General features: G+C 39.6%; 13 protein-coding genes. 4 read left to right on the top strand and 9 right to left on the bottom strand.

Features of this window, described 5'->3' with window-relative positions; translation table 11 throughout:
* Positions 1-969, bottom strand: coding sequence for a FliG C-terminal domain-containing protein (locus tag CH365_RS15560; protein ID WP_100769478.1), 969 nt, complete (start codon positions 967-969; stop codon positions 1-3).
* Positions 969-2,669, bottom strand: coding sequence for a flagellar basal-body MS-ring/collar protein FliF (gene fliF, locus CH365_RS15555; RefSeq protein ID WP_100709587.1), 1,701 nt, complete (start codon positions 2,667-2,669; stop codon positions 969-971). The genes CH365_RS15560 and fliF overlap by 1 nt, the downstream gene beginning before the upstream one ends.
* Positions 2,670-2,912: 243 nt before the next feature.
* Here fliF and CH365_RS15550 point away from each other — a divergent pair, with 243 nt between their 5' ends.
* Together CH365_RS15550 and CH365_RS15545 are read left to right on the top strand one after the other, a co-directional pair.
* Positions 2,913-3,653 carry a TrmH family RNA methyltransferase gene (locus tag CH365_RS15550; protein WP_100769477.1) on the top strand — a complete coding sequence of 247 codons (741 nt, stop codon included), beginning with the start codon at positions 2,913-2,915 and terminating at the stop codon, positions 3,651-3,653.
* A 27-nt stretch (positions 3,654-3,680) separates the two neighbouring features.
* Entirely contained in the window at positions 3,681-4,562 is an 882-nt protein-coding gene (locus CH365_RS15545) for a DUF4349 domain-containing protein (protein ID WP_100769476.1), read from the top strand.
* A gap of 167 nt (positions 4,563-4,729) precedes the next feature.
* Here CH365_RS15545 and CH365_RS15540 read toward each other — a convergent pair whose 3' ends face one another.
* The 6 genes from CH365_RS15540 to CH365_RS15515 form a co-directional block, all read right to left on the bottom strand.
* Positions 4,730-5,836: a M23 family metallopeptidase gene (locus CH365_RS15540; protein ID WP_100769475.1), complete on the bottom strand. Its 1,107-nt coding sequence runs from the start codon at positions 5,834-5,836 to the stop codon at positions 4,730-4,732.
* A gap of 1 nt (position 5,837) precedes the next feature.
* Complete coding sequence (locus tag CH365_RS15535) at positions 5,838-6,851, bottom strand: N-acetylneuraminate synthase family protein (RefSeq protein ID WP_100769522.1); 1,014 nt, start codon at positions 6,849-6,851, stop codon at positions 5,838-5,840.
* A 238-nt stretch (positions 6,852-7,089) separates the two neighbouring features.
* Positions 7,090-9,045, bottom strand: coding sequence for an LTA synthase family protein (locus CH365_RS15530; protein WP_100769474.1), 1,956 nt, complete (start codon positions 9,043-9,045; stop codon positions 7,090-7,092).
* 2 nt (positions 9,046-9,047) lie between these two features.
* Positions 9,048-11,189, bottom strand: a complete 2,142-nt coding sequence (gene feoB, locus CH365_RS15525; RefSeq protein ID WP_100769473.1) for a ferrous iron transport protein B — start codon at positions 11,187-11,189, stop codon at positions 9,048-9,050.
* A 3-nt stretch (positions 11,190-11,192) separates the two neighbouring features.
* Positions 11,193-11,426: a FeoA family protein gene (locus CH365_RS15520; RefSeq protein ID WP_008592751.1), complete on the bottom strand. Its 234-nt coding sequence runs from the start codon at positions 11,424-11,426 to the stop codon at positions 11,193-11,195.
* Positions 11,423-12,724: an ABC1 kinase family protein gene (locus tag CH365_RS15515; RefSeq protein WP_100769472.1), complete on the bottom strand. Its 1,302-nt coding sequence runs from the start codon at positions 12,722-12,724 to the stop codon at positions 11,423-11,425. Before CH365_RS15515 ends, CH365_RS15520 begins: the two co-directional genes overlap by 4 nt.
* A gap of 195 nt (positions 12,725-12,919) precedes the next feature.
* Between CH365_RS15515 and CH365_RS15510 the strand changes: the two genes are divergently transcribed.
* Positions 12,920-14,923, top strand: a complete 2,004-nt coding sequence (locus CH365_RS15510) for a phenylalanine--tRNA ligase subunit alpha (RefSeq protein ID WP_100769471.1) — start codon at positions 12,920-12,922, stop codon at positions 14,921-14,923.
* Positions 14,924-15,224: 301 nt separating this feature from the next.
* Here CH365_RS15510 and CH365_RS15500 read toward each other — a convergent pair whose 3' ends face one another.
* Positions 15,225-15,527 carry a hypothetical protein gene (locus CH365_RS15500; RefSeq protein WP_100769469.1) on the bottom strand — a complete coding sequence of 101 codons (303 nt, stop codon included), beginning with the start codon at positions 15,525-15,527 and terminating at the stop codon, positions 15,225-15,227.
* Positions 15,528-15,645: 118 nt separating this feature from the next.
* On the opposite strand from CH365_RS15500, the gene CH365_RS15495 reads away from it, so the two are divergent.
* Complete coding sequence (locus tag CH365_RS15495) at positions 15,646-16,494, top strand: hypothetical protein (RefSeq protein WP_100769468.1); 849 nt, start codon at positions 15,646-15,648, stop codon at positions 16,492-16,494.
* Positions 16,495-16,505 lie beyond the last annotated feature (11 nt).

Below are 16,505 nucleotides of genomic sequence, written 5' to 3'. Positions count from 1 at the left end.
TTAGTTCTTTCTCCGGAACTTGATTCTTCCTGATTCTACGGATTCCTTAAAAATTTCAAGTAGTCCATTCTGGGCCGTTTCGATCTCAGCAAGGGAAACCGGTCCCATAGAATCTTCTTCCAATCGGATGGAGGAGGCGAGACTTGGATCCAACCTTTCCAGCAAGACCTGTTTCGTTTCCGGTTCTGTGCCTTTAAAAGCGGTTGCGGTTACGATTGGATGGATCTCCCACATGAACTTATTTAGAGCGTCACGGCTCAGATCCATCAGGTCTTCCATTCGGAAGAAATGCTTATTTATATTTTCGGCAAATGACTGGCTCTTTTCGCGTATCCGGGAGAATAATTTCTGGGAATCTTGGGGGTCTAATTTGCCCAAAAGTTCTGCGGCCCTTTTGCCACCCTTGTCCTTGGTAGGAACTCCAGACCCGGGAGATTTCAGGACTTCTTTTTTGAAGCGTAAAAACCTCTCCAAAGAGTCCAGAAGTCCAGCAGAAGATAGGTCCAAATTTCGGATAGAAAGTAGGATCTCCTCCTGGGTATCTTCCGGGAATTCTTCCAATACTCTGGCAGAAGTATCCGGATCCGCGTAACAGAATATGAGTGCTATTCTGTCTGCAGATTCTCCCGCTACGATCTTGGAAAGTTCTTCCTTTGTATAAGATTTGAGTTCCTCGGACCATTCCGGCTCGGTATTCAAATCCTCTTTTAAGATTGTCTCGAGTTCTTGGATCAAAGCCAAGGTGTCTCGATCGATCCCTTCTTTCGGGACGGTTGAAAGTCCTTCTAAGAAGGAACCTAAAAGTTCTCTTTCTTGTTTCGCTTCTATTTTGCCGGACTTGTGAAAACTTTCTAAAAGTTTGGACGTGTCTTGGGGCCCAAGGTGGCGAAACACTTCCGGGGGAAGATGCTCCCCCAGGATTCGGAGGAGCTGTCCCGCCCGGTTTCTTTTTCCGGACAGGATACTCATTAGGTTGCTTCCTCTTCAGATAACCAGGTGCGTAGAAGTTGTGCCACTTCTTCCGGTTTTTCCCTGGCGAGATTGATCGCGTTTTCGAGAAGTTCTCTTCTGAGTTTTTCGTCCAGAGAGAGTTCGACTTCTGCGCTTCCGTCGTCCATGACTCGGAGAGCTGCTTCTCTCATCATCTGCTGCATTGCTGCGAGTTCTTCTTCGCGTAGTCTGCGGCGTCTTGCGATTTCTTTTTTGATCGCTCTGTAGATGAGGATAGTGAGTATTAAGAATAATACTATGACTAACGATGCGATTACCATTTGGCGGATCGCTTTCTGTTTTCTTAATTCTTCGTCTTCTGCGGCGAATTGAGCAGAGCGGTCTTTAGCGATGCTGATTACGGAGATTTGGTCTCCTCTCGCTTTGTCTATACCTACTGCTGCTTCTAAGTTTTTACGAACGGTTCGGATGTCTTCGTCAGAAACCGGGATATAAGTTCTGTCGTAACCAGTTCCGTCTGCGTTTTCCTTTTTGGTCCACTGGCCGTCAACTACCACGGAGAGATTTACTTTTTCGATCTTCCAAGGTTGTTTTTGGACTTCGCTTACTCTTCTGTTAAATTCGAAGTTATTGATATTCTCAGTTTTCTTATAATCTGCTTTTTGATAGTCGGTGTCTTTATAACCAGGAGGAAGGTTAGGTTCTGTTCCTGCAGGTCCGTCTGGAGTGAAACCTCTTCCTGTGAATTGTTCGCTGGTTTCTTTGGAAGAAACTTTTAAACTATAACCGTCCACGATTTTTAATTCAGAGTAAGGAGTATTCGGATCGTCCGGTCTTTCGATTACTGGCGAAACTTGGTTATCTTTATAAGATTCCTTGTCCCAGTTTAACATGTACTCAAAACGAGTGATATCTACTCTGTCTTCTCCGCCTAAAAACCAACGAAGAGTGTTTCTTACGTCGATTAATCTTTGGATCCTTTGTTCTTCTTGTATCCTTAATTTCTCTTGGACAACTCTGAGTTCTAATCTTTCTTTTTCTAAATCTTCTTCGAAGTCGGAGATGATCTTGCCGTCTGCATCTGCGACTACTACGTTTTCCGGTTTGAGTTTAGGAACCGCTCTGGAAACCAAGTTTACGATACCTTTAACTTCTTTTTTGGAAATCCCTTCGACTCCAGGGATAAAATGTAAAATGACTGAGGCTTTTACTGGAGAAGCATTCGAGTTAAACAGTTCATCTTCCGGTATTGCGATGTTCACGAATGCTTTGTCTACAGGTCTTAATGTCATCAAGGATTGCTCGATGGCTCCTTTTAAGGCTCTATATTTTTTGATGTCCTTGTCGAATTGGGTCTCAGTGAATTTCTCCACGTTGAAGAGTTCCCATCCTTGCACGCCTGCAGGGATCAGGTTCTCTTGGGCAAGTTTTGTGATAATTTCTTGCCTTTGCTCCGGATCCACACTCACAATACTGGTGTCCCCAGTGCTATATGAATAGCCCATGGAGTCCAATTTTTTAGTAACCTCTGCGAAATCCTTCGCAGTCATGTTTTGGAACAAGATAGTCTTGTTCTTTTGAGAGGAAACGGTTGTCAGAAGCCCTAAGGCAACGACCACAGTGATCGCCACTCCACCTAAAATCAGTTTCTTTGTCGTATCTAAAGAATTGAAGAACTCTTTGATATTATTCAGAATCTTTTGTAATTGCTCGGGCATTTTCCTTCACCACCGACAAGATAGGGGACATAATAGATTTTCGGAAACAAAGTACAATCCCTTTTTAAAAAAACTTTAGAATTTTTTTATTTTATCCGGATTTTTTATATTATCTCTTTTGAAAGGTACATCGAAGCGAAAAATAAAACTAACTGTACATATTTGCTTTATATATGTTTAGTGGAATTTTGACTGCTTACAATTTTCGCTGAAAATTTGTCTAGGAAATCAAACATTTTGAACATGAAACTCTCACAAGAACATTCAAATTTTATAAATCTAGAAGAAGCTATCCAGTTAGAGGAATATTTCAAAACTCTTATATCATCGGAGAAGGTTTCGAAGATCCAGGAAGTAGCCTCTTTTCGTACAAAGTACTTAACAATTGTAATGGAAGATATATTCCAACCTTATAATGCTAGTGCTCCGGTTAGAACTTCTGAATGTTTAGGCTTAACCGAGATGTATGTAATAGAAAATCGAAACTCCTATAAACCGAATGAAGGTATTTCTCTAGGCGCGCAAAAATGGATTCAGATCCATAAATACCAAAAGCCGAATTTCGATAATACTAGACATTGTATAAGCGGTTTAAGAGAGAAGGGTTACAGGATCGTAGCAACTTCTCCTCATACATTAGAAAATTCTTACGAATTAGATACTCTGCCATTAGATAAACCCTGCGCCGTCTTATTCGGCTCGGAAGAAAGAGGATTATCTTCTTTTGCTATGGGAGAAGCGGACGTATTTCTAAAACTTCCGATGTACGGTTTCACTGAAAGTTATAATATTTCGGTAACGGTGGCGATAGTGCTCTCTCATTTAGGGTTTAGAACGAGGAAAGAAGTCCAAAATTGGGCTTTAACGGAAGAGGAAAGGGTTCATATCCGAAATTCTTATTATAAAAAATGCCTTCATAACGGAAATCTTGTGGAATCTGATCTATTACAAAGGATCAGATCGGAAGCCACAAGGGTCCAATAAATCACTTCAGTTAGAAAGTAGGTTACGATGGAACAATTCAGCGGCGTTTCTAAGTTTGTTAAAAAGTTTTCTTTAGTATTTGCGGGGATCTTTTTATTTCTATTTATAGTTCGACTCATATACAGTTATGCGGTAGGTCCGGAAACAAATATTGTAAACCAAGAACAAGGTTCTTCTATCAATTTCGATTATGGACGCAAAAACTACGCCTCTGAAAAGTTTTATACTCCCCAAGACAAGGCTCCAATTTCTGCATCTTCTCAAAAGTATGAGAAGGTAGCAGCAGTTTCTTCCAAAACTTCCGAGTTTGATGAAAACGAAAAGAAAACCCGAAAGATGGTAGAAGACGTAAAAGGTGTTATCCAATACGAACAAAGATCAGGACTTCCTGGCAAAAGGACATTGCAGCTAGGTATAGGCGTGAATCCGGACAAGTTCGATTCCGTGGTGGAATCCATCCAAACCATCGGCGTTATAGATTCTATTTCTGTAAATAAGACGGACAAAACAAACGAGTACAAAAATATCACAGCCACTCGTATTTCCTTGGAAAAATCCAAAGCGGGGCTTTTGGGTTTAAAGGGGAAAAATGGTAAGATAGAAGAATTGATCTCTCTAGAAAAAGAAATTTTAGAGATAGAAGGTAAGATACAAGACTTAGGAGTAAAGTTAGGCGAATTCGATCAGGAGAACGAATTCTGTACGATCAAATTTACTTTAAAGGAAACCGGTGCCGTTTCAGGCGGATTTATTACTTTTTTAAAAAAATGTAAAATATCTCTAGAATGGACAATCAAATACGGCCTGCTATTCTCTTTCCTATACACATTTGCAGCTGTAGGCGGATGGATCACTTGGTTTTTTGGAGTGAAAATTTTATCTTATCTCAGAACGAAAGGGATACTGTAAATTTAGTATTTCGCACAGAGTTCACTGAGAACACAAAGGACTTGATGTAGGAATTCCTACAAGATCAGAGATTCCACATGTTGGAGCTCCTACAAATGAATCTCCGCGGCTCTGTGCCTCTGTGTGAAAAATCCCTGCGACTCTTTAAAACTCAGAGTCTCTGTCTCTCAATTCAAATTTGATTTAGAAAAGAAAAACTGTAGAAGTTTTCGGATCTGGCTGGTAGGAACTCCGGCGCCTAGATATTCTCCGTCCACCCAGATCTCGAAATGTAAATGGATGTTTTCATCGTTTCCTTTTGCTTCTCCCATTAGGCCCGAATTGCCCACGTTACCGATCTCATCACCGGCCTTTACTTTTGTACCCAGTTTAATCCCTTTCTTGATGGAAGAAAGATGGTTGAAAGAGGTCATAACCCCGTTCCCATGATCGATCCAAACCTGCCTGCCTCCAAAATCTTTTTCCACATAAGTAACCCCGTTTTTCTGGGCTAAAGTAGAATATTTTTGGAATTCGGAAAGTGTCATAGGAGAATAATCTAGATCCGCACGGATTATCGTTCCGTCAGCAGGAGATACCAAAACATCAGAAAAGGTCAATCGTCTGGGCGGACCGATCTTCTCTCGTTTATAATAAATATCTAATCCTTTATGGACCCCATTCCTATATTCCCTAGGTGCGCCCGGAAGTTGGTAGTCTTTTTCCGGAAGAAGTCCATCTGGAACTGGGTATTGGTATCCAGTGAATCGATTGGATACCGAATTTAGGACTGTCCCATTGAGCAGGATCTTAAATTCACCGATCACTATACTCTTTTCTTCTTTTTTAGGAAAATATAATCTAAGAATCGATGCATCAATCGGAGGAAGATTATGTTGATTCACTAAATCCACTTTATCATTTTTAAAAATGGTTTTCCAGTTTTCTTGATGAAGAACTTGAATCTCGTATTCATCCGTGGCTCTTTTTCCTCGGAACATAGGCACTAATACTTCGATGGAGTTGATCAATCTTTTGGAACCGAAATCCACGATGATCCATTCAGGTTTATTTTCTCCGGAAGAATACCAATAGGATTTAGGATTAGAATCGAATAGATTAAATGCACCGTATTCTTCATCGTAAGAAGAAGATACAGAATAGGAAAAGGGTGCCACCGTCACTTTTCCGAAATCCAAAAAATCCACTTCGGAACCCAAGGAGCCGTAGGACTTGGGAGCTGCGGATATACCGAAAGAAAGAGCCGTAAATAAAAGACAGATTTTTCGAATCATATTAAGAGATAAAAGATTCTCCCGGTTTTGGTCCTTTACCTTGTTTGACGAGAGAATTCGCCTCATCCAATTTCCAGGAATCAAAATGTCTTTTATCTTCTTGGCTTAGATCGGGACGAAGTGCGATAGGATTTCCGTTCGTATCTGCGTATAATCCTCTTCTTCCAAAAAATCTGCCGCCAGCTTCCTGGGGTTGCACGATCTTCTTCTTTTCTCCTCTCATTTGAAATGCAAGTTTTGCATTTTCTACATACAATTTTAGTTCGGAAGGATCCACAGATATGGTATGGTCCGGGCCTGGGAGAGTTTTATCTAAGGTAAAATGTTTCTCCAATACGCTCGCACCTAAGGACACAGCCAACGCGCCTGCGATACTCCCTGCAGTATGGTCTGAAAAACCTAGAGGACCATTAAATATATTTTTATAATATTCAATAGTTCGCAAATTCGCTTTTTCGGGAGGGGTAGGGTAAAGAGAAACACAATGGAATAATACCAGATCTTTAACTTTTTCGGATTCCAAAAACTCTAGTGCACGAATGACTTCGAAACCTTCTGCAGCACCGCTGGATAAGAATAAAGGTAATCCAGTATTTGCACATTTTTGCAGAAGTTGTTTATTAACTATATCTCCACTAGCGATCTTAAGAGCCTTTACTCCTATGTTTACCAAAAGGTCCACACTTCCTGGATCCAAAGGAGTAGAGAAAAAGAAAAGGCCTTCTTCTTTTGCCGTTTTTTGGAATTCAATATGTAGTTTTTCGGAAAGTTCGTAAGTTTGGAAAATATCGACCAGAACTTTCGCTTTAGGATTTTTAATGTCTAAAAAATTTTCGGTCTTATAGGTTTGGAATTTTACCGCGTCCGCTCCGGCCTTTTTTGCCGCCTGGATAGTTTTTTTTCCTAATTCCGGATCTGCGTTATGATTCAATCCGATCTCAGCGATTATAAATGGGGAAGAATCTGGGCCAACCTCCCATTTTTCTTCCAAACGAAAACTTTTCGAAAAAGACATTCTTTCTCCTGAAGTGCAGGGGTGAGTACCCTTAAGACTAAGATCGGAATACCCGGCCGGAAAGGGAAGAATTTCTCTGCGAATTAAGATTGAGTTGGAAGGCAAGAAATTAAAAGCAAATGAGTTTGTAGGAGCTCCAACAAATCTTCGGAGAGAAAATGATGGAAAAATATCCGATTTCGTGAGATGGCGGGTACCACCGCACCGGCCCCCACCCAGGAAGGGTGGGGAGACCCTTTTACTTCTCCGGGAAGATCCGGTTCTTATTTAAAAGTTCATAGCTCAGATTTAGAAATGCTTTTGCCTTCTGTTCATATTCATCGCAGGTCTCCTTTATTTTGGCGCACTTGGATTTGTTCTCGCTCCAAGGCATTGGATAGGCTTCTCTGAGTTCCCCTTCCGTGGATCTATAAAGAGCGTATTCATTCTCTATCCAACCGATCACGCTGGAAAACGCAAAATAAGAACCGCCTGCCTTTGGCTGAGAAGAATTCGAAAGTAAGTCCTTGCCAAAAGAAGAAAATTTTACCTTCTTGCCTACTAGTCCTAAGATTGTTGGGATAACATCCAACTGAGAAGAGATCGTCGGATCCAGTCCCGGCTTTACGTATTTAGGTGAATATATGAGGAAGGGAATATTACGATCTTCGAATGGATTCAAGTCTCTATGATGAGTATGATCCGCCACAAATACAAAAATGGTATTTTGGAAATAGGAGGATTTTTTTGCCTTCTCCATAAATTTCCCTATGGATTCGTCCGAATAGGAGTAAGTATTAAAATAATCCGAATCTTTGAGCGTTTCCGGATAAGGACTCTGCCCTGTTTCCGGTACTTGATAGGGATAATGCGTGGTAAGAGTTAGGCTGACCGCAGCAAAAGGTTGTTTTGCTTTTGATAACGTTTCATGGAGTTCTTGTAGTACATCTCCATCGTAAAATCCCCAGGCCCCAGATTTATATTTTCCTGTTTTTTCGATTTCTTCTTTTCCTATGATATTGTCAAACCCCCAATGAGGAAAAAGAAAACTCATATTATCAAATCCTACATCTCCACCATGTACGAAATATGTAGAATATCCCAATGTTTTTAATAAAGACCCAAGACCACCGAAATTTCCTAAAACCTGATGGGTTCTCACCACTGTGATTCCTGGACGATCTGGAATTCCCGTGAGAACGGACATGAGACCGTTTACTGTCCTTCCGCCAGTGGCAAAAAATCTAGGAAAGTATCTTCCTTCTTTTGCTAAGGAGTTAAAATTAGGAGCGAGTTCTTTGCCTCCTACAATTCCATCCCCGTTCGGCTTCAGGAATTTTCCTGTCCAGCTTTCCAGAAGAATAAGCACTATATTCGGAGGAGTTTCTTTTCTGGTCTCTAATGTTTCCCTTAAAAGTGGATATTCAGGATCTATAAATTTTGCACCAGGGTAATCGATTTCTGTTTGTACGATCCGGATCGATTCACTATTAGACATTTGTAATTCAGGAAGAATTGATTTGGATTTTAGATCCATGATCGTGGTAAACACACCATTCAAAGGAAGTTGGTTCAAAAAAGGATTTTCCGAATGAATTGCTTCCGTGGATCGTAATGGTCTGGGCTGGACTCCTCCTCTAAACAAAAGCAGTAATAAAATGATCGAAATCGGGATTTGGGCCAATTCCTTGGTTCTGTTTTGCGAAGAATACTGATATCCGTTGTATTTTATAAAAAGATAAATTAATGCGGGGAGCCCTGTGAATATTCCAATCAGTCCCAAGATCACTTTTAATGTGTCATTCTTGATCCCGGCTTCTATTAGTATGATCAGATCTTTTCCTAAAAATACAAATCCTTCGTATCCTAAATGTTTGTCGGCTTCTCCAAAATAGATCGTGTCTCCGATCAAATGCCCTGTCATCCATAAGAATAATGGAATAGGAAGAATTCCCCAAATATACCGATAGAACTTCCAACGATTTGGATAATATAAAGAAGATAAGATCCAGGATGGCCCGATCACTATCGAAATCACACATAGATCGAACCGAATTCCGATCCAAAAGGAGGAAATTACTTCGCTAATAGGGGAGTTTCCCAATTTTGAGAAGTAGATGAAGAGTAATACAAATCTAAAAACAGTTAAAAGGATCAAAAAACTAATGGAGTAAAATAAAATTATCCTAAGGTTTGTCGGCAGCCTTTTTATCATTATTAATTCCAGCCTAAAAATTTAGAAAAATGGAAAACTAAAAGAGAGGAAGTATATGCAAGAATTGTCATGTATGTAAACATAAAAAACGGCCAGAATAAAGAGTTTGTTTCCTTTTTCACTACGGCAAGAGTAGACATACATTGGCAAGCGAATGCAAAAAACACGAGTAAACTTAAGGCACTTGCAATTGTCCAAACAGGTTTTCCGGTTTCCGGATCCTTGTCTTTTCTGAGGGCTTCCTTAAGATTTTCGTCTTCGGAATCTTCTCCTTGGACTCCGTATACGATGGACAATGTGGATACCATTACTTCTCTAGCTGCAAATGAAGTAATGATCCCAAGTCCCATTTTCCACCCGAAACCGATCGGTTCTAAGATAGGCTCCATCATTTTTCCCATTCTTCCCGCATATGATTCTGAGATTTGTAGGGACTTTGCTTGTGGCGGACTTAAATTCTCCGTTTTGGAACCTTCTACCCTTGGATAATTTGCTAAGAACCATAGAATGACTGAAATGAATAGAATTACTTTTCCTGCGTTCTCTATGAATGCTTTGATCTTTTTATAAACTGTAAAAAATAAACTTTTGAGAGAAGGCCACTGGTATCTAGGTAGTTCCATCAAAAAGTAAGCTGGTTCCGATCTGAAAAACGTTTTTTTAAATAAAAAGGCCGCTCCCATCGAAGCAAACATTCCCAATAAGAAAAGACCGAATAATGCTAGAACTTTTGGGGAGAAGATCCCGAACACTGGCTCTGCAGAAAAAACTGTCCCTATTACTAAAATGTAAACCGGGTATCTGGCAGAGCAGGTGATCAAAGGTGATACTAAAATTGTAGTAAGTCTGTCTGCTTTGTTCTCGATGGTTCTTGTCCCCATGATTGCAGGCACTGCGCATGCAGCACTGGATAGTAATGGAATAAAAGATTTTCCTGAAAGACCGAATCTTCCCATCAATCTATCCATTAGAAAGGAAGCTCTAGCGATATAACCACTTTCTTCCATTATTCCTATGAATAGGAATAATAGACTAATTTGAGGAATGAAAACTAAAACTGCTCCGACCCCTCCAATCATTCCTTCTTGGATTAGGGAACGCACCGGTCCTTCCGGCAAATAATTCCCTACAAGATCCGCTAGATCTCCTATTCTTGCTTCTATCCAATCCATGGGCACTTCTGACCATGTGAATAAGAATTGGAATACAAGAGCCATGATTCCTAAAAAAATCGTAAGTCCCCAGATGGGGTGGAGAAGTATTTTATCAGCAAATCCTAAGATCCCTTTTTCGGCAATTTCCGAACCCGAAACAGATTTGGACAAAAGTTTTTTGATCCAGATGGATCTTTGGACCAATTCTTCTCCATAAGAAAATTCTAATTTAGATTTCTGCCATTCGGAGTGAATGAATTCCCGGGTTTTTTCGGGGAAAAACTCGGCGGAAGGAAGTCCAGTTTGTAGAGTTTCTCCGCTGAATTCTTTAAAACTGTTTTCTAATACGAATCTGACCGAGTCAGGATCATTTACGGAAAGTTTAGAAAGTACGGATTCAATGAGTGCCGTTCTTTTTTTGTCCCAGGAAAAATTAGGATTTGGGATCTGGTAAGAAGAAGGATCAGTTAAAACTTTTTCCAAAAATTCTACACCCTCTCCTGATCTGGGGTTTACGAAATAAAAAGAAACTCCGAATGCCTTGGATAAAACTTTCAGATCTAAATGAACCCCTTTCTTTTCCAAGGTATCGTTCATTGTGACAGCGACTATCATAGGAATCTTGAGAGAAGATACCTGCATTAAAAATTGAAGTCCTCTTTCTATCGCAACTGCATCCAATACGAAGATCAATTTGTCTTCCGATTCCCTGGAAAGAAGAATACGGGTCGTTACTTGTTTGTCTTCCGATTCTCCGCCTAAACTATAAGCGCCAGGAAGATCTACTAGATAGGCAGTTCTGTCTTCCTTACTGATTGTTCCTTCCGCTTTTTCTACCGTGACCCCGTGATAATTTCCCGTTTTTTGTCGGAGGCCTGTAAGCCTATTGAATAGTGTAGACTTGCCACAGTTCGGATTTCCAGTCAGTAATACCCGGAACGTCTCCGTTTTAGGCTCCGGATTTTGTATTTCAGTATTTAATAATTTCATAAACTAGTTCAATTCCAGAAGATCCGCTTCTAATTTCCGAATGGCCAATCGAACAAGCCCCAATTTTACGATCATCTTATCTTGGTCTTGGAATTTTCGGACCACAGTGATTTTTGTTCCAGGAAGAAAACCCATATCTAATAGGTTTCGGACCAGTCCCGTTTTTCCGGATTCGTTTTTAATTCCGGTAATTTTTCCGGATTCTCCCTCTTCTAATTCGAAAAGTTTGGATTTCATCTGATAAATTTTTCCCTGTCCCGGATCAGATCTAACTCCGGTGCGAATGATTTGATATATCTGTCAAAGTATAAGATTTGTTTCACTAGAAGTCCGAATTCTTTCGGGATTTTTAATCCGTTCCTGTCAGAAATATCTCTGAATTCGAAAAGGATAGCATTCATCTTCCGTTCGTCGAGAGCATCCAGTTCTCCCATTTGTATATCTAAGACCATCTTACTCATTTGATCAAAGACTGTCTCTAGGTCCTTGGCTAATTTTTTCTCATCAACACCTTTAGCGGTTCCGTCCATACGAACAAGACCGCTTGCGATCCTATCCGTTCTATTCAACGCAAGGCCTTCTAAAAAGATCATTAGGCCTTCCCAGACTTTTGAAGAAATTCTTCCTACGATCCCGAAATCAATAAAGCCTACTGTTCCATCTCTTAAGATCATTAGATTTCCTGCATGTACGTCCGCATGAAAGAAACCGGACTTGGAAAGTGTGGAAAACCAGATCTCCAAAGCGTCCGAAAGTGTTTTAGAAGGATCCTTACTGAATTTACGAAGAGAAGTTTCGTCTATAATAGGAGCCCCATAGAATTTTTCCATAACCAGAACTCTTTTGGTGCTAAGTTCTCTGTAAATTTTGGGAACTCTTGCTCTGGTTTCTCCGGAAGAAAGAAGGTATCTTTCGAATTCTTCACAATTATTTGCTTCTTTTATAAAATCAATTTCTTCTAAAATAGAGGATTGAAACATTCCGACCATTTCGGAAAGTCCTGATTTGTTCAAGCCCGGTACGAATACTTCGAATAATTTAGATGCTAAGAATAGAAGGTTGAGATCTGCTCCTAATGCGCCTTCTATATCAGGCCTTTGCACCTTTATCACCACGTCCAAACCGTCTTTTGTCACTGCTGAATGGACTTGTGCGATGGAGGCAGATGCCATCGGAACTGGATCTATACTTTGGAATAAGTTTTGGTAATTCCTACCCAATTCTTTTTTTAATACTTTTTGGATCTCTGAGAAGGAGAGAGGTCGTACGGAATCCAAACATTTTTGCATCTCCGTTACGATCTCTTCAGGGAAGAGAGAAGGCGCCGATGCGATGAATTGGCCTAATTTAATATACGTTGCGCCTAATTCTTCAAACGCTTCTCTCAATCGGACCGGAATATTACGGGATCCGCTTCCTCCTGTAGCCAAATCCTTTAAAAGTAGGATGGTTTTGGTGGAAAAAACATAACTACTGGTCACTATACGACTAGCGCTGTTTACCCCTTGGAGAAGTTGTTCTAAGAATCCGGGCATTTCAGCTCCAGATTAAGATAACTTGAGAGGAACACAATCCAAATCAGGGAGAAAAGAACCTCCGTTCGGGATAAAGGAACCTAGAGAAAAGAACTCGGGTCTATTTGCCATGTTCCGCCGAGAAGACCGTATTTTAGTTTACGGGAGCGGCGAGAATTAGAGTATGGCTCTCGAACGATACTTTCGGTCAGTGGTATGAGTGGCGAATCGGTTTTATTGCAAGAATTAGAAAAACTCGAACTGAACGACCTAAAGAAGACAGCCGCTCTTTGGAACATTCCAAAACTTCCGTTCAAAGAAAAGAATAAGAACGTTAAGTTCCTTTTCGACAGTTTTCTAGATGAGTTCTACCTCAAAGGTGTACTGGAAAAACTCACTGTACTCCAAGTTAATATTTATACTTCTATCTTAAAAAATAAGAATGTTCTCACTTTGGGAGAGATTTCCCGAAAAGTAAACATTCCACCAATCAACGTGGAGATGGAACTTAACCTTCTCCGCAAATACCAACTCGTATACCAAAGAAAAAACAGAGAAAGACTTACCAATAACCTGGATAAGTACCATGCTTTCGACGAGCTGGCAGCCTTAGTTTCTTTAGACCAAAATCTGAAAGGAGACAAATACAAAGTCTCCGTCGAAAAACTTCTAGATCGTAAGAAGCTGACTGATATTTCCAATGAATGGAAAAAAGCAGTTAAGGCTCCTGCAAAGATAGACAGTATTCGTAAGTTTATTACTCACGCGACTTCTGACGAGGCGTATGAGGCGGCTATCGTATCCTTATCCGAATTGGAGAGAGATACTGTAGTTAGGATCTATTTGAGTGGTGGTGCGGCTGACGCGGACGATATCAGAAGTTTTATCGTAATGAGCAGAGGCAAGTACGAGACCATTATTCCTGCATTGGTCGAAAAGGGAATGATTGCGGACGTTTGTTTCGTAGAGGAGAAGTTCGTAAGAATTTTCGCTCTTCCGGAAGAACTTCTTAAATATATCCAAAACAATCCGATTCTTCCTTCCGTTAAAAAAGGAACTCGCCAAAGACAGGAAAAACTCGCAACGAACGAGTTGGACTTCTTCTTAAATACTAAAAAGTTACTTTCTTATATTAGTAGAAAAGGTTTGGTTCTGGCAAAATCCGGCAAAGTAAAACAAGCGGATCATAAAAGAACAGAACAGGAATTATTAAATCCGGATATCAGTATTTTCCCGGAAAAAAGCCAGATCTATCAGATGGAACTCATTCTTCCTATCCTGAAACTTTTGAATCTGGCAGATATCAAAGGGGAAAATATTATCCTGAGAGGAGACCTAGACGGTTTTCTTAGCAAAGATATTTTCGAGATCATGAAACTCGTCATCCATGAGGTGAACGAGGCTAGAATGAAACGTGTTAACCCTCCGGAAGTTTTCCAACCTACGGAAATGCCTTTTTATGATAAGATGATCTTGGACAAATGTGTGAACTTGATCATCAAGTCCAAACGTATCCATCTTTCCGTTATTTTCTCCAATATTATCAGAGAACATCTGATCTTTAGCCCGGGCTTCCGCACTAAAAATTTCCAGACGGATCTGGCAGATCTTCGTAAGGAGATCATGAGTGCGATCTTCTATCTGCATTTATTCGGATTATTAGAAGTAGAATATCCGAACCGATTCCTGACTCTTTCCAAGCTGGGAGAATACTTCTTCCAGACGGGAGAACTCGCGGGAGTTACGGAGAAGGGTGGTATTACAATCAACCCGGACTTCTCCGTGATCGCATTCCCGGAAAAAGTTTCTATTTACGGAATTCATCTTTTAAAAGCGTTCACAGAACTCAAAGATTACGACAGGGTTTATACTTTCGTTCTGACCAAGGAAGCCTACCAATTAGGAATTCTTCTGGGATACAAAACGAATGAGTTCGTAGACTTCTTAAAAGCTTCTAGTAAAGCGGAACTGGCCCAAAACCTTTTATTCTTATTAGAAGATTGGGGTGGAAACCTGCCTGTAGTAGAAGTTGCAGAAGATTGTGTACTTGTCCGAACCAAAGATCAGAACGTGATGGAACTTCTACTTGGTCAGATCAAAGGGAAGAAGATCGTTCTGGACGAGATTGGACCAACCGCAGTGCTTGTGGATAAAACTAGAGTCCAAGATGTGATCACAGTCGCTGAAAAATTGAACCTGATCATTAATTTGACTAGATAACTTTTTTAATTTAGCTTAATCAACTAATTCTTAACCCAATTATCCCGAATAGGACATTGAATTAGTTAGTTATTTTAACCAAAATTAGTATCATCAAGTATACTAATTATCTGTGAAAAATGAAATAATTGAATTACTTAATGAAAACGATATTTCATTAAAGGGATATATTCATGATATTAATGCAGAAGGATTTTATGTTAATATCTGTATCAAATACAATGGATCTCCTTTTTCAGATAAGAATAAGGAAACTATATTCGCTTTAAGTGAAATTATATTAAGAGATAGCGTATTCTAATTAATCAGAATTAATTTTCTTAAGCTCACTAATTTCTAAGAAATTGATATCTACCAAAACATTATTTGGTAGCTCGAAATTTAAAATGGCTTTTGTGGTAAGAAGTCCCAAAAATGGGTTTGAAATAGAATGATTTCGATAACGCCCACTTTTTATAGAGCCATTCGTCAGCTTTATTTCCAAAAGAGTCTCCGGAGTTATTACTAAATCAGTTATTAATTTTATGATTTTATTAATATGAGATACTTTATCTACAGGTTCCTTGTTCGGTAAACTTGAGCTTTTCGGTTTTTCGTTTAGCATATAATATTGCTTCGTAATTTATTAATAAGTGTTAAAGGGAAGATTAATAACATTCTATTGTAATATTGTAAATAAAAAATTAATTTGACCGTTATGCCTGCTTTAACATATTTTTGCCATGAAAAGACAGATTTTAATAATAACCCTATTTCCGGCTATTTTTAGTTGTAGTAAGGGTTCCTCACCTCCGTTTAGTCAAATATTATCGTTCTTAGGTAGTAACGCAGCTTCGGGTCAGTTAAAGTTAGCCAGTGGGGAAACCTCAAATCTTTCTCATGGTTCAGCTTACAGATTTAAAACATCTTTCCCCGTTACGTCTTATAAAGCTAAACCCACTCTTAAAGCTACCGATTCCGAGAATACAGATACTTCATTAGATCTCGAAAATGAATCAAACACTATTGATCTTTTACAAGGAGTTACTGAAGAAGGATGGCAACTTGTAATTAGAACAAATCCTTCTTCGGATTCTGTTACAGGTTCTGAGATTATGCTTTCTAAGAATTCTGATCTTTACGTAGCAAAGGAAGTTTGTAATTATTTTAGCAGTAAAGAAGGATTACCGTCTGTAACTATTTCAGATTGTACATTGACCAAGATTTCAAACCAAGAGCCTGGAACTTTAGAAGATAGTAGTACAAATCAAAAGAAGGCATCTGAGGCTTCCGATACTATTGTTTTGTCTGGAGTTATTAGTCTTTCCAATGACTGGCAAAACTTAGAAGGAACGAGTGAAAGTGAACCAACAAGCGGGAACGGTTTAGTCAATACTCAAGATTTGAATGATCCTCTCTGCCTATATTCAATTTATGCTTTATATATGGAATATAAATTAGGGACTGAAATTCAGGCTCTATTATCTCAATGGTGGAATCCGTTTGCTTTATATGCTGCGTACCTAAAATTGATCCAATTGAAGTTTTGGGTTATAGAAAATGGAAAATATCAAAGCTACTGCTGGTCTTAAAGGGAAAAAAT

The organism is Leptospira neocaledonica (genome assembly GCF_002812205.1).
Lineage (GTDB): Bacteria > Spirochaetota > Leptospiria > Leptospirales > Leptospiraceae > Leptospira_B > Leptospira_B neocaledonica.
Note: the sequence above shows the minus strand (reverse complement) of the source record. Positions and strands in the feature narration are given on the sequence as shown.

Bases quoted from the DNA above. Each gene is read 5' to 3' on its own strand.
- CH365_RS15560 (WP_100769478.1), bottom strand. From the start codon at position 969: ATGAGTATCCTGTCCGGAAAAAGAAACCGGGCGGGACAGCTCCTCCGA.
- fliF (WP_100709587.1), bottom strand. From the start codon at position 2,669: ATGCCCGAGCAATTACAAAAGATTCTGAATAATATCAAAGAGTTCTTC.
- CH365_RS15550 (WP_100769477.1), top strand. From the start codon at position 2,913: ATGAAACTCTCACAAGAACATTCAAATTTTATAAATCTAGAAGAAGCT.
- CH365_RS15545 (WP_100769476.1), top strand. From the start codon at position 3,681: ATGGAACAATTCAGCGGCGTTTCTAAGTTTGTTAAAAAGTTTTCTTTA.
- CH365_RS15540 (WP_100769475.1), bottom strand. From the start codon at position 5,836: ATGATTCGAAAAATCTGTCTTTTATTTACGGCTCTTTCTTTCGGTATA.
- CH365_RS15535 (WP_100769522.1), bottom strand. From the start codon at position 6,851: ATGTCTTTTTCGAAAAGTTTTCGTTTGGAAGAAAAATGGGAGGTTGGC.
- CH365_RS15530 (WP_100769474.1), bottom strand. From the start codon at position 9,045: ATGATAAAAAGGCTGCCGACAAACCTTAGGATAATTTTATTTTACTCC.
- feoB (WP_100769473.1), bottom strand. From the start codon at position 11,189: ATGAAATTATTAAATACTGAAATACAAAATCCGGAGCCTAAAACGGAG.
- CH365_RS15520 (WP_008592751.1), bottom strand. From the start codon at position 11,426: ATGAAATCCAAACTTTTCGAATTAGAAGAGGGAGAATCCGGAAAAATT.
- CH365_RS15515 (WP_100769472.1), bottom strand. From the start codon at position 12,724: ATGCCCGGATTCTTAGAACAACTTCTCCAAGGGGTAAACAGCGCTAGT.
- CH365_RS15510 (WP_100769471.1), top strand. From the start codon at position 12,920: ATGAGTGGCGAATCGGTTTTATTGCAAGAATTAGAAAAACTCGAACTG.
- CH365_RS15500 (WP_100769469.1), bottom strand. From the start codon at position 15,527: ATGCTAAACGAAAAACCGAAAAGCTCAAGTTTACCGAACAAGGAACCT.
- CH365_RS15495 (WP_100769468.1), top strand. From the start codon at position 15,646: ATGAAAAGACAGATTTTAATAATAACCCTATTTCCGGCTATTTTTAGT.